This window comes from Mycoplana azooxidifex, assembly GCF_014196765.1.
Taxonomy (GTDB): domain Bacteria; phylum Pseudomonadota; class Alphaproteobacteria; order Rhizobiales; family Rhizobiaceae; genus Mycoplana; species Mycoplana azooxidifex.
Genome location: NZ_JACIEE010000007.1, coordinates 145,439 through 162,117 on the forward strand (window position 1 = coordinate 145,439; position 16,679 = coordinate 162,117).

The 16,679-nt window shown below is 64.4% G+C and carries 16 protein-coding genes; 2 read left to right on the top strand and 14 right to left on the bottom strand.

The features are described from left to right. Window positions 1–126: 126 nt before the first annotated feature. The 12 genes from GGQ64_RS17385 to GGQ64_RS17440 form a co-directional block, all read right to left on the bottom strand. Complete coding sequence (locus GGQ64_RS17385) at window positions 127–927, bottom strand: NAD-dependent epimerase/dehydratase family protein (RefSeq protein ID WP_183806580.1); 801 nt, start codon at window positions 925–927, stop codon at window positions 127–129. Window positions 928–999: 72 nt separating this feature from the next. Continuing rightward, window positions 1,000–2,280, bottom strand: coding sequence for a TRAP transporter large permease (locus tag GGQ64_RS17390; protein ID WP_183806581.1), 1,281 nt, complete (start codon window positions 2,278–2,280; stop codon window positions 1,000–1,002). Beyond that, on the bottom strand, window positions 2,280–2,801 hold the full coding sequence (locus GGQ64_RS17395; RefSeq protein ID WP_183806582.1) for a TRAP transporter small permease: 522 nt from the start codon (window positions 2,799–2,801) through the stop codon (window positions 2,280–2,282). Before GGQ64_RS17395 ends, GGQ64_RS17390 begins: the two co-directional genes overlap by 1 nt. Window positions 2,802–2,894: 93 nt before the next feature. Further along, the gene (locus GGQ64_RS17400) at window positions 2,895–3,869 is read right to left on the bottom strand and encodes a TRAP transporter substrate-binding protein (protein WP_183806583.1); all 975 of its coding nucleotides are present in this window, start codon (window positions 3,867–3,869) and stop codon (window positions 2,895–2,897) included. 61 nt (window positions 3,870–3,930) lie between these two features. Then, the gene (locus tag GGQ64_RS17405; RefSeq protein WP_183806584.1) at window positions 3,931–4,812 is read right to left on the bottom strand and encodes an amidohydrolase family protein; all 882 of its coding nucleotides are present in this window, start codon (window positions 4,810–4,812) and stop codon (window positions 3,931–3,933) included. Between the two features lies 1 nt (window position 4,813). Further along, window positions 4,814–5,950: a mandelate racemase/muconate lactonizing enzyme family protein gene (locus GGQ64_RS17410; protein WP_183806585.1), complete on the bottom strand. Its 1,137-nt coding sequence runs from the start codon at window positions 5,948–5,950 to the stop codon at window positions 4,814–4,816. Between the two features lies 1 nt (window position 5,951). After that, window positions 5,952–6,857: a 5-dehydro-4-deoxyglucarate dehydratase gene (gene kdgD / locus GGQ64_RS17415; RefSeq protein ID WP_183806586.1), complete on the bottom strand. Its 906-nt coding sequence runs from the start codon at window positions 6,855–6,857 to the stop codon at window positions 5,952–5,954. Between the two features lie 71 nt (window positions 6,858–6,928). After that, complete coding sequence (locus tag GGQ64_RS17420; protein WP_183806587.1) at window positions 6,929–7,687, bottom strand: FadR/GntR family transcriptional regulator; 759 nt, start codon at window positions 7,685–7,687, stop codon at window positions 6,929–6,931. A gap of 228 nt (window positions 7,688–7,915) precedes the next feature. Next, window positions 7,916–8,941 carry an acyltransferase family protein gene (locus GGQ64_RS17425; RefSeq protein WP_183806588.1) on the bottom strand — a complete coding sequence of 342 codons (1,026 nt, stop codon included), beginning with the start codon at window positions 8,939–8,941 and terminating at the stop codon, window positions 7,916–7,918. After that, window positions 8,938–10,227, bottom strand: a complete 1,290-nt coding sequence (locus GGQ64_RS17430; RefSeq protein ID WP_183806589.1) for an O-antigen ligase family protein — start codon at window positions 10,225–10,227, stop codon at window positions 8,938–8,940. The genes GGQ64_RS17425 and GGQ64_RS17430 overlap by 4 nt, the downstream gene beginning before the upstream one ends. Window positions 10,228–10,234: 7 nt before the next feature. Then, window positions 10,235–11,506, bottom strand: a complete 1,272-nt coding sequence (locus GGQ64_RS17435) for a polysaccharide biosynthesis/export family protein (protein WP_183806590.1) — start codon at window positions 11,504–11,506, stop codon at window positions 10,235–10,237. Between the two features lie 67 nt (window positions 11,507–11,573). Continuing rightward, the gene (locus GGQ64_RS17440; RefSeq protein ID WP_183806591.1) at window positions 11,574–12,251 is read right to left on the bottom strand and encodes a sugar transferase; all 678 of its coding nucleotides are present in this window, start codon (window positions 12,249–12,251) and stop codon (window positions 11,574–11,576) included. Between the two features lie 736 nt (window positions 12,252–12,987). Here GGQ64_RS17440 and GGQ64_RS17445 point away from each other — a divergent pair. Continuing rightward, window positions 12,988–13,275 carry an exopolysaccharide production repressor protein gene (locus GGQ64_RS17445; protein ID WP_183806592.1) on the top strand — a complete coding sequence of 96 codons (288 nt, stop codon included), beginning with the start codon at window positions 12,988–12,990 and terminating at the stop codon, window positions 13,273–13,275. A 229-nt stretch (window positions 13,276–13,504) separates the two neighbouring features. Then, on the top strand, window positions 13,505–14,509 hold the full coding sequence (locus GGQ64_RS17450) for a glycosyltransferase family 2 protein (RefSeq protein ID WP_183806593.1): 1,005 nt from the start codon (window positions 13,505–13,507) through the stop codon (window positions 14,507–14,509). Window positions 14,510–14,609: 100 nt separating this feature from the next. Here the strand turns inward: GGQ64_RS17450 and GGQ64_RS17455 are convergent, their stop codons facing one another. Both GGQ64_RS17455 and GGQ64_RS17460 read right to left on the bottom strand, forming a co-directional pair. Continuing rightward, window positions 14,610–15,569: a polysaccharide pyruvyl transferase family protein gene (locus GGQ64_RS17455; RefSeq protein WP_183806594.1), complete on the bottom strand. Its 960-nt coding sequence runs from the start codon at window positions 15,567–15,569 to the stop codon at window positions 14,610–14,612. Window positions 15,570–15,619: 50 nt separating this feature from the next. Then, window positions 15,620–16,579, bottom strand: coding sequence for a glycosyltransferase family 2 protein (locus GGQ64_RS17460; protein WP_183806595.1), 960 nt, complete (start codon window positions 16,577–16,579; stop codon window positions 15,620–15,622). Window positions 16,580–16,679: the final 100 nt, after the last annotated feature.

The window sequence follows — 16,679 nt, forward strand, 5'->3', positions numbered from 1 at the left end:
CTAATTCATAGGCAGGATTTCACAAGCCAGATATGCGTAAATCGAATAGCTCGATCGCGAAACACGGTCGGCCCCGGGGTGCACTGCAATGTCCCGGCAAAGACCAACGATTCGGGTTTGCAACGCTCAGTCGTCGGCCGGGTGCCCGGCCGTGACGAAGACGCCTCCCTGATAGAGCGTGGCGGGATTTGCCGGATCCTCGGGACCGGTCTGCGCCATAACCTCGGCCCGCCACTTCTCCGCATTATCCTTCGGCCGCCAGCCGAGGAAGGCGACCTTACCGTTGTCCCACCACTGCTCGTCGTTGTCGGAAGCGCCGTAGACCACGGTATGGCCGATCTGCGGCGCGGCGAAAGCGCGCTGGCAGAGCGACAGCAGGTCGCGCTTGCTGAGCCAGCTCGCCAGCATCCGCGGGTTCTTCGGCTGTTCGAAGCAAGATCCGATGCGCACCGACAGTGTCTCGATGCCGAACTTGTCGTAGTAGAGGCTTGCCATCGCCTCGCCGAACACCTTGGAGACCCCGTAGAGCGAATCGGGCCGCGGCACGACGGTATTGTCGATGCGCTGGTCGCGGCGATAGTAGCCGACCACATGATTAGAGCTGGCGAAGACGATCCGCGGCCGGCCGTTGCGACGGGCGGCCTCGTAGAGATTGTAGAGGCCGACGATATTGCCCTGCAGGACGAGGTCGAACGGCTTCTCGACCGACACGCCGCCGAGATGGATGACGCCGTCGACGCCTTTCATGAGCGCGTCGACGGCCGCTGCGTCCGCCAAGTCGCAGCAGCTGAAGCGCTCGTGGGCCTGCAGGTCGCCGATATCGGACAGGTCGGAGAGGACCACCGTCTCCGCCAGTTCCTGCAGCAGGGGGCGTAGCGCTGTTCCGACGCCACCCGCGGCACCTGTCATCAAGAGCGTTTTCAGCATCGGGCCTCCACGAATGCCATCCTGTCCGACACATGCGGACCTTTCGAATTTCCGGTCATCAGGCACCAATTTCTACCGGAACAGGCTCGGAAGCCATAGCGACAGGGCCGGAACGTAGGTGACCAGCAGCAGCACCGCGATACTGGCGCCGAAGAACGGCCAGATCGTGCGCATCGCCTCGCGGATCGTGATCTTGCCGACCGCGCAGCCGACGAAGAGCACCGTGCCGACCGGCGGCGTATTGAGCCCGATGCCGGCGTTCAGGATCATCACGACGCCGAAATGCACGGGATCGATTCCGAATGCCTTGACGACCGGAAGGAGGATCGGCGTGCTGATGATGACCATCGGCGCCATATCCATGAAGGTGCCGAGCACAAGCAGGATGACGTTGATCATCAGGAGCACGATGATCGGATTGTCAGAGATCGCGCTCATCGCCGCCACCAGTAACTGCTGGACCTGGAGGAAGGACATCAGCCAACTGAAGGACGCGGCCGTGCCGATCACCAGCAGCACCATCGCCGTCGTGCGAACCGCCTGCAGCACGGCCTCGACGAATCCCGACCAGTCGAGCTCGCGATAGACCAGCAGCGCCACCAGCAGCGCGTAGAACACCGCGATGCAGGAACTCTCCGTCGCCGTGAAGATGCCGGAGCGCACGCCGCCGAAGATGATGCCGATCAGCAGCAGCCCGGGCACGGAGGCCAGCAGATAATAGGCGAGCTTGCGAAAGCCCGGGAACGGCTCGGAGGGATAGCCGCGACGGCGCGCGACGATATAGGCCGTGATCATGAGCGCGCCTGCCAGGAGCAGTCCCGGAATGATCCCGGCGGTGAAGAGGTCGGCGACCGAGACGTTGCCGCCGGCTGCGATCGAATAGAGGATCATGTTGTGCGACGGCGGGATCATCAGCGCGATGATCGCCGCGTTGACGGTGACGTTGACCGCGTAACTCCGGTCATAGCCGCGCGCCGCCATCTGCGGGATCATCAGGCCGCCGACGGCAGAGGCGTCGGCCACCGCCGAGCCGGAGATGCCGCCGAACAGGGTGGAGGCAACGATGTTGACCTGTCCGAGCCCGCCGCGGAGGTGACCGACGATGCCGGCTGCGAACCGGATCAGCCGGTCGGCGATGCCGCCGCGCACCATCAGGTCGCCTGCAAAGATGAAGAACGGGATGGCCATCATGGCAAACACGTTCATTCCGGAATTCAATTGCTGGAAGACCACGATCGGCGGCAGGCCGATATAGAGCACGGTCGCAAGCGACGCGATGCCGAGGCAGAAGGCGATCGGCATGCCGATCATCATCAGCACGGTGAAAACGCCGAAGAGTACGGAATAGGCCATTACACCACCTCCTGTGCGATGATGTCGGCTGCGGTATGTTCGCCGGCTGCAACGTCGACGAAGCGCTCGGCGGAGAAGATCGCGATGAGCACCCCGCCGGCGATCATCGGGAAGAAATCCACCCCGCCCGGCCAGCCGAGCACGGGTATGCTGGCCGCCCAGGTGCCGGCGGCAAGAAGAACCGAGTACCAGGTCATGGCGAGGCCGAAGAAGACCATCAGCCCGAGGCTGACCAGGTCCATCGTCCGCTTTGCTGCGGGCGAGGCACCGTGCCGGACGAAATCGAGGCCAAGATGCACGCTCTCGCGCACGCCCACGGCAGCGCCCAGCATGATGAACCAGGACATCAGGTGCAGCGAAAGCGGCTCGGACCAGCTCGGCGTATCGTTCAGCACATACCGTGCGAAGACCTGCCAGCCGACGATCGCCGTCATGGCGACCAGTCCGATGCCGGAAAGATAGAGTGAAACCCGGCTGATCCAGCCAAGCACAGGCCGGCTGGCCTGCAAGAAACGCGACATGACCTTTTCCTCCAAAGGCACCGGCCGGCGCGCGCAGGGGCGCGGCCGAAAGCAGCGGGCCGCGCCGTATGCGACGGCGCGGCCCTTCATTCATCAGTTGATCGCGCGGATCCGCTCGAGCAGATCCTTCATCTGCGGGTCGGTGACGAACTTGTCGTAGACCGGCTTCATGGCATCGGCGAACTCGGCCTTGTCGACCGTGATCACGTTGACGCCGGCCGCACGGACCTTTTCCTCGGAGTCCTTCTCGCGCGCCTGCCAGAGTTCGCGCATCTTGCCCACGGAGTCCTTCGCCGCAGCGCGGACGAGCTTCTGGTCATCAGGGGAAAGCTTGTCCCAGGAGACTTTCGAGATCACGAGGATTTCCGGGTTCAGCGAATGCTCGGTAAGCGTGTAGTTCTTGGAGACTTCGAAATGCCGCGAGGATTCGTAGGAAGGCCAGTTGTTCTCCGCCCCGTCCACCACGCCGGTCTCGAGCGACGAGTAGACCTCGCCGAACGGCATCGGGGTGGCGTTGGCGCCGAAGGCTTCCATCATCGCGATCCAGAGATCGGACTGCTGGACGCGGATCTTCATGCCTTGCAGGTCCGCCAGCTTCTCGATCGGCTTCTTCGTCGTATAGAACGAGCGGGCGCCGGAATCATAGAAGGCAAGGCCGACCAGGCCATGCGGCTCGAAGGCGGCGAGGATCTCGTCGCCGATCGGGCCATCGACGGTCTTGTGCATGTGCTCGGTGGAGCGGAACAGGAACGGAAGGCCGAGCACGACGGTCTGCGGCACGAGATTGTTGAACGGCGCGGCGTTGACGCGGTTCATGTCGATCACGCCGAAGCGGGTCTGTTCGATCGTGTCCTTTTCCGATCCGAGCGCTGCGTTGTTGGTCACGTCGATCTTGATGCGGCCGTTGGTGCGCTCGGACAGCAGCTGCCCCATGTATTTCACCGCATCAACGGTCGGATAGCCGTCCGGATGGATATCGGCCGACCGCAGGGTGATTTCCTGGGCATGCACGGTTCCTGCGGCAAGGGCGAGCCCCAGCGCCAGGCAAAGCGATTTTGCAATGTTCATGTTTTCCTCCTCTTTTAAACGAATGCGTTCCCGGAACCTCCCAGTTCCGCGATTGCGGGCTTCAGTCGCTCCCCGTTGCAAACGGCTGCAAGCCAAACAGCCGTTCGGGATTGTCCACCAGGGCCAGTCGACGGCCCCCGTCGTCCGGCAGCCATCCGAGCACCGTGTCGGTCAGCGCGGCATCGTCGGGATAGTCCTCGGTGGTCTTGGCCAGGTTGTGCGGCCAGTTGGTTCCCCACACGACCCGCTCGGGCGCATGGGCGGCGATCGCGCGGGCGACCGCTGCGACGTCCGCGTAGTCGGGTCCGCCGCTCCTGGATGATTCATAGACGCCGGCGAACTTGAACCAGCAATTGCCGCCGTCGATCAGGCGCCTGACCGCCGCGACCTCTGGGCTATCCGGCGTGATGCCGGCGAAGAACTTGCCGTGGTGATCGAGCACCCAGCGTGATTTCAGTTTCTTCAGGCGAGCCTCGTGCTCGAGGATGTTGCCGCCGTCGAACTGGACGGCCACCATCCATCCCCGCGTCGAGGCGCGGGCATCCACCGCCTCCAGTGCCTCGAGGCCGACAGCCCCGCCCGGCAGGTCCATGATGCGGGCGCCGACGACACCGGCCTCCGCCAGCGCATCGAGCGCGCTGTCCGGCTCCTCCCCCGCGATCGCCGCGACACCGCGGGCGATCGGCCCCATTTCCGCAAGGCAGGCAACGAGATTGGAATTGTCGCGCTGATGCGCATTGCCCTGGGTGATGATGACCCGGTCGATCCCGAGCCAGGACATGAGCCTGCGATACTGCCCGGCATCCGGCAGCGCGCCGCCCGGCAGCGGCGGACCGCCCGCCTGGGCCGCAAATCCCGGCAGATACATGTGCATCTGCGTATCCACCGCCCCCTTCGGGAGCCGTATCAACGGCACTCTTCCGGAAAGCGGTCTCTCGATCATCTCAGTCGTCCCCCATCCGGAACTCGGCCAGGGCATCGCGATCGATATCGATGCCGAGCCCGGGACCATCCGGGATTTTGACCACCCCGCGCACATGCTCGATCGGCGTCCTGACGACGGCCTGCCGGAACGGGTTCTCGGTGCGGTCGAATTCCAGGATCGGCTCGATCGGGTTCACGCGAACCGGATTGGGGATCATCGCCGCCATGAACTGCAGGGCGGCGGCAATGTGGACGGCGGTGCCCCAGACATGCGGCACGACCCGCACGCCATGGAGGGCTGCGAGGTCGGCGACCCGGCGGGCCTCGGTGAAGCCGCCGACGCCGCAGAGGTCGGGCTGGACGATGTCGACGGCGCGGGTCTCGACCGGCTCGCGCATGCCCCAGCGCGTGTGCCACGTCTCGCCACCGGCAACCGGGATCGGCTGACCGGCACGGACCGCGCGATAGGCGTCGAGCTGTTCTGGCACCACCGGCTCCTCGAACCAGTCTATGCCGTATTCGGCCGCGCGACGGCCGAGCTCGACCGCCTCCAGCACGTCGTAGCCGTGGTTGGCGTCCACCATCAGCCGCATGTCGGTGCCGATGGCCTCCCGCACGGCGCGGATGACGGCGAGATCCTGCTCGACGCCGAAGCCGATCTTGATCTTGGTGGCGTGGAAGCCCTGCTCGCGATAGCGCGCCGCTTCCTGCGCATTGTCCGCCACCCTGTCGACGCCCTCGCGCTTGAAGCTGCCGGTCGCATAAGCGCGGACTTCTTCGCGGAACCGTCCGCCGAGCAGGGTCGAGACCGGAACCTCGAAATGCTTTCCCTTGATGTCCCAGAGCGCGATGTCGATGCCGGACAGCGCTGTGATCGACAGGCCACGCTGTCCCTGGTCGCGCAACGCATTGTAGAGCCGCGCCCAGATCTTCTCCGTCTCCAGGGGGTCCGCGCCGATGAGCCACGGCCGGTAGGCCGCGACGACCGCCGCATTCGCCCGCGCCGGACCCAGGCATTCGCCCCAGCCGATAAGGCCGTTGTCGCATTCGATTTCCACCAGCACATGCGCGCGCCGGTCGAAGCGCATCGACGCGCTCTCGAACGGCACGGCGAGCCGGTGCTCGAGCAGATGGGTGCGGACGGCGGCGATCTTCATCTCAGCGTTTCCAGGGCGCGATCAGGGCTTCGAGCATGCCCTCTTCCTCGGCCGTCAGGTCATCCAGCGGCGGGCGGACCTTGCCGGCCTGGAAGCCCTGCAGCCGCACGCCCGCCTTGACGGCGGCCACCGCATAGCCCTTGCGCCGGTTGCGGATCGCCATGAACGGGTAGAAGAACTCCTTCAGGATCGTCTCGCACCGCGCCCGGTCGCCGCCGCGCAGCGCCTTGTAGAACTCGACTGCGAGCTGGGGCACGAAGTTGAAGACCGCCGAGGAATAAGTGGTGAAGCCGGCGCCGAGATAGGCCTCGGCGAAAAGTTCCGCCGTCGGCATGCCGCCGAGATAGGTCAGCCGGTCGCCCATGGTCGCCGTCACCTGGCGCACCAGGCCGATGTCGCCCGTGCCGTCCTTGAAACCGATGAGATTCGGGCACTCGTCGCAAAGCCGCTTCAGCGTATCGACGGCCAGCACCGAGTTGTCGCGGTTGTAGACCATGACGCCGATGCCGACCGACTGGCAGATGCGCTTGACGTGCTGGTAGAGACCCTCCTGCGGCGCGTCGATCATATAGTGCGGCAAGAGCAGGATGCCGTCCGCGCCGGCCTTCTCGACCTCGCGCGCCAGTTCGACCCCGACGTGGCTGCCGAAGCCGCAACCCGAAACGATCGACGTCCTGCCGGCCGCCTCCTTGGCGGCGCGCACGATGCCGGGAATCTCCGTAGGGGAAAGCGAGAAGAACTCCCCGGTGCCGCCGGCCGCAAACAGGACCGGCGCCTCGAAACCGGCGAGCCAGTCGATATGCCTGCGATAGCTCTCGGGCTGGAATTGACCCTCGCGGTCAAAATGCGTCACGGGAAACGAAAGCAGGCCAGCGCCCAGCGCTGCCTTGATCTCTTGCGGCGTCATGTGAAGTTCCTCTGTCTGCCTCCTCCGGCAGACTTGTAATACGTATATCGCGAACTTCTGTCAATAAGTCATCATACAGGTTGGCGCTGTTCGCGCAGCAGTGCGCGATAGCGGCCCTGGCTGCCGCGCAGATGGCGGCGCATCGCCGCCCGCGCGCCCTCCTCGTCGCCGTTGGAAATCGCGGTGACGATGTCCTGGTGCTCCTGGAGGATCAACTGGATATAAGCGGCCTGGTCCGTCTCCGGATCGTCGTTGCGAAGGGCTGCGCGCGGAATCACGTTCTTGCCGATCAGGGCGAGGAATTCGCGAAAGCGCGGATTGTTGGTGGCCTCGGCAATGGCGAGATGCAGCGCGAAGTCCGCCTCGCTCGTCGGCACCGAGGCCTCGAGACAGGCGCGCACGGCAAAGTGGCGCTCGAAGATCACCTCCTCCTGCGCCGGCGAACGCCGCAACGCCGCAAGCCCGGCAGCCTCGACCTCCACGGCCGTGCGCAGTTCCAGAAGCTCGATCATCGAGGAGACGCGATCATGGTCGATGTTCTGCAGGAACAAGGGCGTCGGCCCCGGCACCTCCACCTCGAGCACGAACACGCCGGCGCCCTGCCGGGCCTCCACCAGCCGATCCGCCCGCAGCGCCGCGATCGCCTCGCGCACCACCGTACGGCTGACGCCGTGCGCCTCGGTCAACTGGGCTTCGCTCGGCAGCCTGCTTCCGGGGGGAAACTGCCCGCCCGCGATCGCCTTCCTGAGTTCCTCGGCAAGGCGCGTTGTCAGTGTCCCGGACGCTCCGGCGATCCCGATCTTCGCTCCCGTCCTGGCCTGGAAACTCATGCTCATCTCCCGCTTAGCACCCGTATCGTCGGCCACCCGACGGCGCACCAACTCATCCGACAAGTTAGGTCTCTACGATGATCTTATAACAAATTTTCGCCCGACGTCATCAACTCATATGATAACCTGCGCATCCTGCGGGCCTTCAAGGCCGCAGCCGGACCGACGGCATCGCGATCCGGAAACAGTCGGAGCAGCATGCGAATATGGTTCAGGCCTGCGCGACCCTCAGGTGCTGCCGCCCGCCTCGGGCACGGCATTGCCGGCGGCAACCGGCTGGCGCGCCCCGCCGCGTCGGGCCGAAAGCAGGGGCCGTTCGATCAGCCGATAGGCCACCAGCCCGCCGGCCGTGCCGCAGATGGCGGCCAGAAACAAAGTCAGCCCCGGTGCGACATGCAGGCGCTCGCCCACCTTGACCACGACGGAAATGGCGAAGGTGTGCCAGAGATAGATGGAATAGGAGGCATTGCCGAGCAGCGTCGGCAGCGCGAACGGCCGGATCAGCCCCCGGGCTTCGAGCGCCAGTACGCCGAGCACCAGCGCTGCCGCCAGCGGCCCGCAGGTCCATTCGTCGAAGGGCAGGCGGAAGATGCCGATCGCAGCGAAGCCTCCGAGCGCAGCCAGCACCAGTCCCACGCCCACGGCTGCGCCGGGCACGCGCCCGGTGAGCCACAGCTGGCCCAACGCCATGCCGACCGCAAATTCGAGGATGAGCGGCCGGGTGTAGGTCAGTAGCAGCGCATTGTCGGTCGAAAGGAAAGCGCCGGTAATCGTCAGCCCAGCCAGCACGAGCCCAACGGCCGCCAGTTGCCGCGCGCGGGGAAGGAGCAGCGCCAGCGCGAAGACGAGATAGAAGAACATCTCGAAATTGAGTGTCCATCCCTGCACCAGCACCGGCCAGATCTCGCCGCTGCTCGGCGATCGCATCGGAATGAACAGGAGGGATCCCGCGACATGCGCGGCCGTCAGCTCCAGATTGGGAAACAGCCCGACAAGCGCGCCGGCGACCATGACCATGGTGGCGAGCCAATAGATAGGCACGATCCGCACGATCCGGTCGGAGAGGAACTTCAGCGGAGCGCCCGGACGGCGCGCCGTGATCACCCACATGATGAAGCCGCTGATGACGAAGAAGACATCGACGCCGGCAGCCCCGATGGCGAAATGCCCGCCCGTCTTCTCGGCGGCATGGAACAGCACGACCGCGATCGCCGCCGCCGCCCGGAGATACTGGATCCCGTAGAGCGTCTTCATCGGCCGCCCGCCCGCGCAAGCGACATGACCGGTAACCGGCGCATCACCCTCCCCTGCACCGGCGCCGCATGGCGTCGCGGCACGCGCATGGTCAGCTTGCCGGCCGCAAAATAGAGCAGGAAGGAGCCCACGTGGTAGGGGTTCATGATATCGATCTCGAAGAAGGCGCGCATCGCGAGAAGCACGCATATGCCGAGCAGCAGCGCTGCTTCCTCGCTGCCCTCGCCGGCGAGGAAGCGGCGCAGGTGGCCGACCAGCGCGGCGATCAGCACGCCGAACAGCAGCACAAGGCCGATGAGGCCGGTCTCCACCATCGCTTCGATCGGCGTGTTGTGGAAATGGAAGCCGGCGCGGCTGCCGATGAAGAATTCCTCCCACAGCCTCTCGGCTTCGGAGAAGCCCTGCACCCAATAGGCCTGGTAGCCGAGGCCGATCCAGGGGTTGGCTGCCGCCGCCTCGATCCCCTGCTGCCAGAGATAGGTCCGCCCCGTGAGCGTGGTGTCCTTGCCGAAGGCACCGAGCACCATCTCGTAGCCCCCGGCCGAAATGAACCCGGCGCCGCCGATGACGAGAAGGATGAGGCCGGCGATGAACAGCGTCCGGCGGTTCTTCGGCGACAGCCACAAAAGCAGGCGCAGGCCCAGGCAGCAGGCCACGGCAGCGGCCGTGGTCAGGACGGAGGTTGCGGACTGCGAGGCGACAAGCGCATAGGCCGAGAGCAGGAAGACACCGCCGGCGATCGCAAACGACAGACCGCGCTCGCGCAGCACGACGATCGCGGTGACGGCGAAATAGACGCCGAGGGAGGCATAGAAGCCGAGCTGGTTCTTCGACGCGAAGGCCCCAACGAAGCTGACGGTGCCGTCGAGCGGGTCGGCATGATAGACCCCGAAGGCGAAGGAATAGGCGAGCACCAGCCCGACCCCCAGCATCGCACCGCGCGAGAGCGTGCGGATGTCCACCACCCGCATGGCGATCAGCGCGCAGACGACATGGGTGAAATACTGGATTCCGGTTCGCGCCGATTGCGCCGGCGCCGCCGACCAGAACATCGTCAGGCAGGCGAAGATGGCGAAGCCGAAGATCCACAGATAGCGCGTGTAGTTGCCCAGGACGGTGCGGTAGTCCACCAGCACGAGCGGCAGCCACAGGCCGTAATAAGCCAGGATGGACACCTGCCCGAAGCGGGAGGAGTAGGCGAACACGAACAGCGACAGCGCCACGGCAGCCATGCCGTAGAGCTGGTTGTCACCGGGTGTCACCAGGCTGGCCTTGGCGATCCGCATCGGCCGGTCACCGCATGGCGACGTTGTAGCCGACCTTGATCACGTCTCCGGGCAGGATCTGCGTCGTTTCTGTCGCCGGGATCTCGGTGGGGCGGCCGTCTTTCTCACGCAGGATCACGTAGGTGACGTCTGCCCCGGAGGCGTCGCGCTTCATCGCCCCGGCATCGGCCGACTGCAGAAGCGCCTCCGACATCAGCTTCCGGCTCGTCTCGAGCTTCAGCGTGACGGCTTCCAGTTCGCTCTCGGTGTTCTGCATTTCCTGCGCCAGCGTCGCGTCCCAGTCGTTGATCAGGTTGGTCTCGTCCTGGGCTGCCTTGGTGGCATCCTGCTTCGCCTTGAGGGTGGCGGTGTCGATATCGAGCAGGGCGGCCTGCAGATCGGCGGTGCGCTGCTCCAGCGTCAGCTTGCGCGAACTGATCGTCAAGCCGCGCTCGGCGAGGCTGTCGACCTTCTTGAGGTCGTCCGCTACCAGGCTGAGTTGGCGGGTCTGCGTCTCCGACTTCTTGTCGAGCGAGGCGATTTCGGTCTGCAGCAGCGTCTTGAGGTCCGCCAACGCCTTGAGCTGCACCGTCTGCCGCCGGTCACGCGACTTCATCAGTTCCGTTTCGCTTTCCAGCAGGATCGCCGCTTCCGGCGCCTGGTCGAGCTCCTTCGGCATGGCAATGCTGTCCTGCTCGGCGATTTCCGCCTGCAGGCGCGCGCGCCGTGCCAGAAGACGGTTCCGCTCGGCGACCAGCACCGAAGCGTCGCCGTCCGCGCGAATGAAGTCGCGGGCGAAGCGCTGGCCGGTATCGTCGCGGCGAAGACCGCCGCCGAGGCTGATCGCCTTCAGCACCGTCATGTTAGGCGCGAAGGGATATTCCCCCGGCGTCTGCACCTCGCCGGCGACGAAGATCGGCCGGTACTGCGCGAGTTCCACGGAAGCCGTAGGCAGGTCGCGCAGGGCGAAGAGCTTCTGCATCCGCAGACCGATTTCCTGGGCGACCTCCGCCGTGGTCTTGCCGGAGACCGGAAGCTCGCCGACCAGCGGCAGCGAGATCTGCCCGGCAGCACCAACCGCGTAATCGCCACTGATCGCCGACCAGTCGCGCACCGAACCCTCAGCCGTCTGCCATTCGACCACGCGGATGCGAAGCTTGTCGAGAACGTCGAGCCGGTAGTCGTCGGCAAAAGCGAATGCGCCCTGCGCCAGCAGCAGCCCGGCAGAGAGTGCCAGGCCCTTGCAGAGGTTTCGGACGTGGAGACGTCGCGGCCCTGAGGCCGTGATCACTGTTTTCATGGATATATCCGTTTCTCCGTCGCGGCCCGCCATAGCGCCAATAAGGGGGCGAGCCGGCCGACAGGTCTCAATAGCTGCCGCGCGAAGCGCAGACGGCGGGGATCGTCTTGGCCACGATGAGCATGTCCTTGATCAGCGACCAGGTGCGGACATACTCGGTATCGAAGGCGACGCGAGCGGAATAGGAGACATCGTTGCGCCCGCTGACCTGCCACAGGCCGGTGAGGCCGGGACGGGTCTGCAGGTAGTAGCTGGCGGCGCTCTCGTAGAGCTCGAGCTCGTCTTCGACCACCGGCCGAGGGCCGACGATGCTCATTTCACCGCGCAGGATGTTCATCAGCTGCGGCAGTTCGTCGAGGCTCAGCTTGCGCAGTACCGCGCCGACGGTGGTGACGCGCGGGTCATGCTTCAGCTTGCGGGTCGTGCGCCATTCCTCGTAGGCGTCGGGATTGGCCTTCAGGTAGGCCTGCAGCACGCGATCGCCGTCCGTCCGCATCGTACGGAACTTCAGGCAATGGAAGCTGCGGCCGTTGTGGCCGACGCGGCGGTGGCCGTAGAAGACGTTGCCGCCGTCCGAGGCTTTCACGAGCGCGGCGATGAGCAGGAAGATCGGGCTCAGGAACAACAGGGCAAGCGATGTGGCGGCAATGTCGAAGCCGCGCTTGGTGATTCCTCCGAGAGGGGGCGCGCCTGTGGCGGCGGCGCTCAAGAACGTCGAACTGGCCGATCGTGTCGCGGACTTCATAGAGTGGGCTCCGTTCCGGTTTGGCGATAGGTCTCATCCGTTTGGACGTGGAATATCCAAGACGCAGGGTATGGTCAGATTTTGATCTTGGAAGCAGAATCTTTTTTCACGGATCGATCAGAGGGCTATTTAAGGATCTTATAATATATGAAATAGATAATCCCTCGTGATGAGACAATGTATATAATAGTATCTTTTTTGTTATTTCCTCCCATATTGCTCCGAAATCGCAATAATTTCCAAATTTATAAGTTCAAAGTCCCAATTATATACTCTGGATAGATTTGAAATTGACGCCGCCCCCCCCAAAACCCATAGGAATCAGCGACGATGATTTGTCCCAATATGAAATTCTGCACCGCAACATGCTGTTGCACTGCACACGAAAACGCGTGATAAAAGCCAATGCCGTGTAACAAAAGTTGATCGCTGGGAGATCGGGTAGCTTACCTCAAGCTGCGTCAGAGAGTTTCATGTTCCCGTTTGCGCTGCATCGTGACCGGATTGCGGCACAAAAATGGCTACGTCGAATCGAGATTCGCCCACGCCACGTTGCAGCATGACCGATCACAACCAATTGAGTTGCCGGGCGCTTAACCCTATCTGTAAGAGGCGTCGCGCCGGGCGATTGAACCTGCGGCATCACCCGCATATAATCGTCAAGCGCCGAAAAGCCGGGCACTCGGGAGGAATCCGCCCATGTCGTTTAACCTTCACATGAATCCGGGCTAGCCCGATGTACGGTCCACGCGTCTTCATAAGCATGATCGGTGCCTTGCTGGTTTTCGGTCTCGCAACCTACAGCCTGACGGGATCGCTATCCGATACGCTGATCCAGACGCTGATCTGTGCAGTCCTTCTCCAGGTCGGCTATTTCGTCGGCGTGCTCTTCCTGGTGTGGAAGGAGGCCCGCGAGCGAAGGCGCGAGACGGAGGAAGCGATCCGCGCAGCCTCGCTCTCGGAGAACGCGGCGGCAGGCCTGCGGGTCACCTCCCTGAACAAGCCGGGTCACTCCAACTACTGAGCACCCAGCCACCGGAACTTTGCTTCTCGTCGATCCCCCGCGAACACGAGCGCCCTCCACGGTGCGCCGCCGGACCGGCTTGTCCGCGCAGAAGTTTCGCGATGCCCCGATTGGGACAAGATCGTCTTCCATGTTGCCCCTATGCTGCGCCGCACCATGACCCGGTGCCGCGACGTGTGCCAACGATCCGCGTGTCGAACGCAATCTCAAGATGGAGGCCGATCGGACGATGAGCAGGGAAGTGTGCGTCATCATCGCTGCCAAGAATGCCGCCCAGACCATCGGGCGCGCCGTTTCCTCGGCGCTGCAGCAACCTCAGACGAACGAGGTCATCGTCGTCGACGACGGCTCGTCGGACGATACGGCCGGTGCTGCGCGCGCCGCCGCCGATGACAGCGGCCGTCTGAAGATCCTGCGGTTCGACGAAAATCGCGGCCCGGCGGCGGCCCGCAACGGGGCCATTCGCGCCTCGAACTCACCGATCCTGGGCGTGCTCGATGCCGACGACTTCCTGCTGCCCGGCCGCTTCGAGCGAATGCTCGGCGAGAACGACTGGGACTTCATCGCCGACAACATCGTCTTCGTCGACGAGGCGCGGGCCGCGCAGCAACTGGAGATCGCCGACATCGCGCCGCAGCCCCGGCTGCTCGACCTGAAAGGCTTCATCGAGGGCAACATCTCCAAACGCGGCGTCCAGCGCGGCGAGGTCGGCTTCCTCAAGCCCTTGATCCGGCGTGAATTTCTCGACCGCAACGAACTGCGCTATCACGAACAGCTGCGTCTCGGGGAAGACTACGATCTCTACGCAAGAGCCCTCGCCCACGGTGCGCGCTACAAGATCATCCATAGCTGCGGCTATGGCGCGGTCGTGCACGGCAACTCGCTGAGCAGCAGCCACCGCACCGAGGATCTGCGACGCCTCTACGAGGCCGACCGGGCGATCCTGGCCCTGCCCGGGCTTTCGCGGGAGGAGCGCGCATTGATCGAAAGGCACGAGCGCCACATTCGCGCGCGCTACGAACTGCGCCACTTCCTCGACCTGAAGAACCAGCACGGCAAAGGGCGCGCCCTTGCCTATGCGGCCACGCATCCGGCCGCCCTGCCTGCCATCGCCGGCGGCATCCTGCTCGACAAGACGGACCGCTTCCGCCGCAAGGCGGCGGCGCCGGCAGCGCTTGGCGGCACCGGTGCGGTCCGCTATCTCCTCGCCTCACCGGCCGGCTCGCCGCGGTAGGCAACCGGTGATCACGAGCGTGGGGGCATCACGGCATGGGTGCCGTGCAAGCTCATGCGGGACCGGACCCTTCTCGGGATCCGGCACTGCATGAATGTCCTCAGAAATAGTCGCGCCGGACGCCGTCGAGGACAGACAGGAACCGTTCCTTCCGTTCGGAAAGAGCCCGGTCCGTGCTGAGTTGCGGTTCAGCGCGACTCGCCTGCCACAGCGCGAGTGCAGACCGGACGGCAAGAACCTGCTTTGCCGCCAGGCGCAGCCCGCTCTTGCGGGTGGTGTCCGCTTGCCGCACCAGCACCTCGCCATCGGACGTCTGCGGGCCTGCGGCCGGCTCGACGACGGCTGCTTGCGGCGCTTCGAACTCGACGCCCCAGAAGCGGCTGCCCTTCATGATCGCCTCGGCCCGGCTCGAAACGGGGACATGGCGCGGCTTGTAGGTGACCCCCAGCGTTCCGGCCCAGTCGTTCCACTTGAAGCTGTTGATGTTCCGCGAAGTCGAGACTGCGACCCACGGCACGCGGAAGGCGTCGGCGAGGATGGCCCCGTGCATGGATTCGGCGATGATGAGTTCCGAGCGGGCGATCGCGGAGATCACCTCCTTGGCCTCCCCGCGCGGGTCGATGTAGTTGATGCCGACGGTGGCGCAAACCTCCGACCAGACCCCGGCAATCGCCGATTCCCAATGGGGCACGTAGCTCTTCTTGTGGATTTTCGACAGGTGCTGGAACTCCGGCATCTCGGCCACCATTACCGCGGGGTCGATGATGCCGAGGCTCTCGTCGACACCGACCTTCTGCGCCGTCAGCGGGCCGCGCACGGAGCGAATGTCCCACACCTCCAGGTTGCTCATGTCGGGCAGCGTGCCGTATCCGAAGCCGCTGCCCAGAACCAGCTTGCGACCGCTATCGGGCAGCAGTTCCTTGTTCAGAACGGTTCCGACGCCGACAAGCAGCACGTCGGAATGGACGTCGCGAAAACCCGGCAGCAGGAAGTCCCAAAGCCAGAGATTGAGGTCGTCGCCGAAATTGCCGTGGTCGGATTCCCAGTAGTAGGGCTTCATGTACGTCTCCTGAGACGGGGGATGGAGGCGAATGCCGGTTGTCTTAAGCCCTAGCGGGCGATCTTGCCGGCCGCGAGTTCGAATACGCTGCGCAGAAGGCTCGGGTCCCGCATGACCCATTTCGCCAGAAGGTCGAACTGCGGCAGCTTGCGGCGGCGAACGCGCCGGGCCTGGCTCCACAACGCCTGCCGCCGGGCGGTGCTCTTGTAGGAACGGATCGAATCGGCCTCGCTCGAGCGCTGGGCAAAACGCCCTTCCAGAAGGTCGAGCGCCACCCAGGTGTTGAACTGCTGCTTCAGGAACTGGGGCGAATCGTTGTCGATGCCGTGGAAGATGTTGATCCCCTCGCCGCGTACCGCGCCCGCGGCGTCGCACAGCACGACGCGCTTGGAGGCCTGGACGCAGTCGCAGAAGAACAGCACGTCTTCTGCCGCCAGTCGCAGCCTGGCATCGAAGCGGACGGTCTCAAACAGCTTGCGGCCGATCACCATGCAGGAGAGATGGAGGAAGCTCCAATTCTTCAGCATGACGCTGGAAAGCTCCGGAATTTCAATGAGAAGCGGTTTCTCCTGCAGCCGGTTCACAGTCTCGGTCTTCTCGAGGTCCGCAACCCCGAAGTGATAGTAGAACGCATCTCCGCCCGTAATCGACGCCCAGTAGCAGTCGGCGCCGAACCGCGTCATCGCTTCATAGGCGTTCTTCAGGTGGTCGGGGGTCCAGATGTCGTCGGAATCGAGGAAGGCGACGAATTCGCTGTCGGCCGGGACGTTGTCCAGCGCCGTGTTGCGGGCGCCGCCCGGCCCGGCGTTCGGCTGGCGGATCACGGTGATCCGTTCGCGCCGGTTCTCGCTCAGGGGCGCCAGTTCTTCGTCGATGGAGAACGGCGACTGGTCATCCACGACAATGATGTGGAAATCCGTGTAAGTCTGCTCGAAAACGGAGGCGAGGGCACGCCTCAGGATGCCTGGTTCCTTCTGGTAGTAAGGGATCGCGACAGTCAGCTTCGCCATCTTTTCGCCTTTTCGGTTTTCCTACAAAGAGATGTGCCCGGCTTCCTCCCAAAGATCTAGGCATGCACTAAAGTCTTGATAATTAAGCGACTTCCCTCTC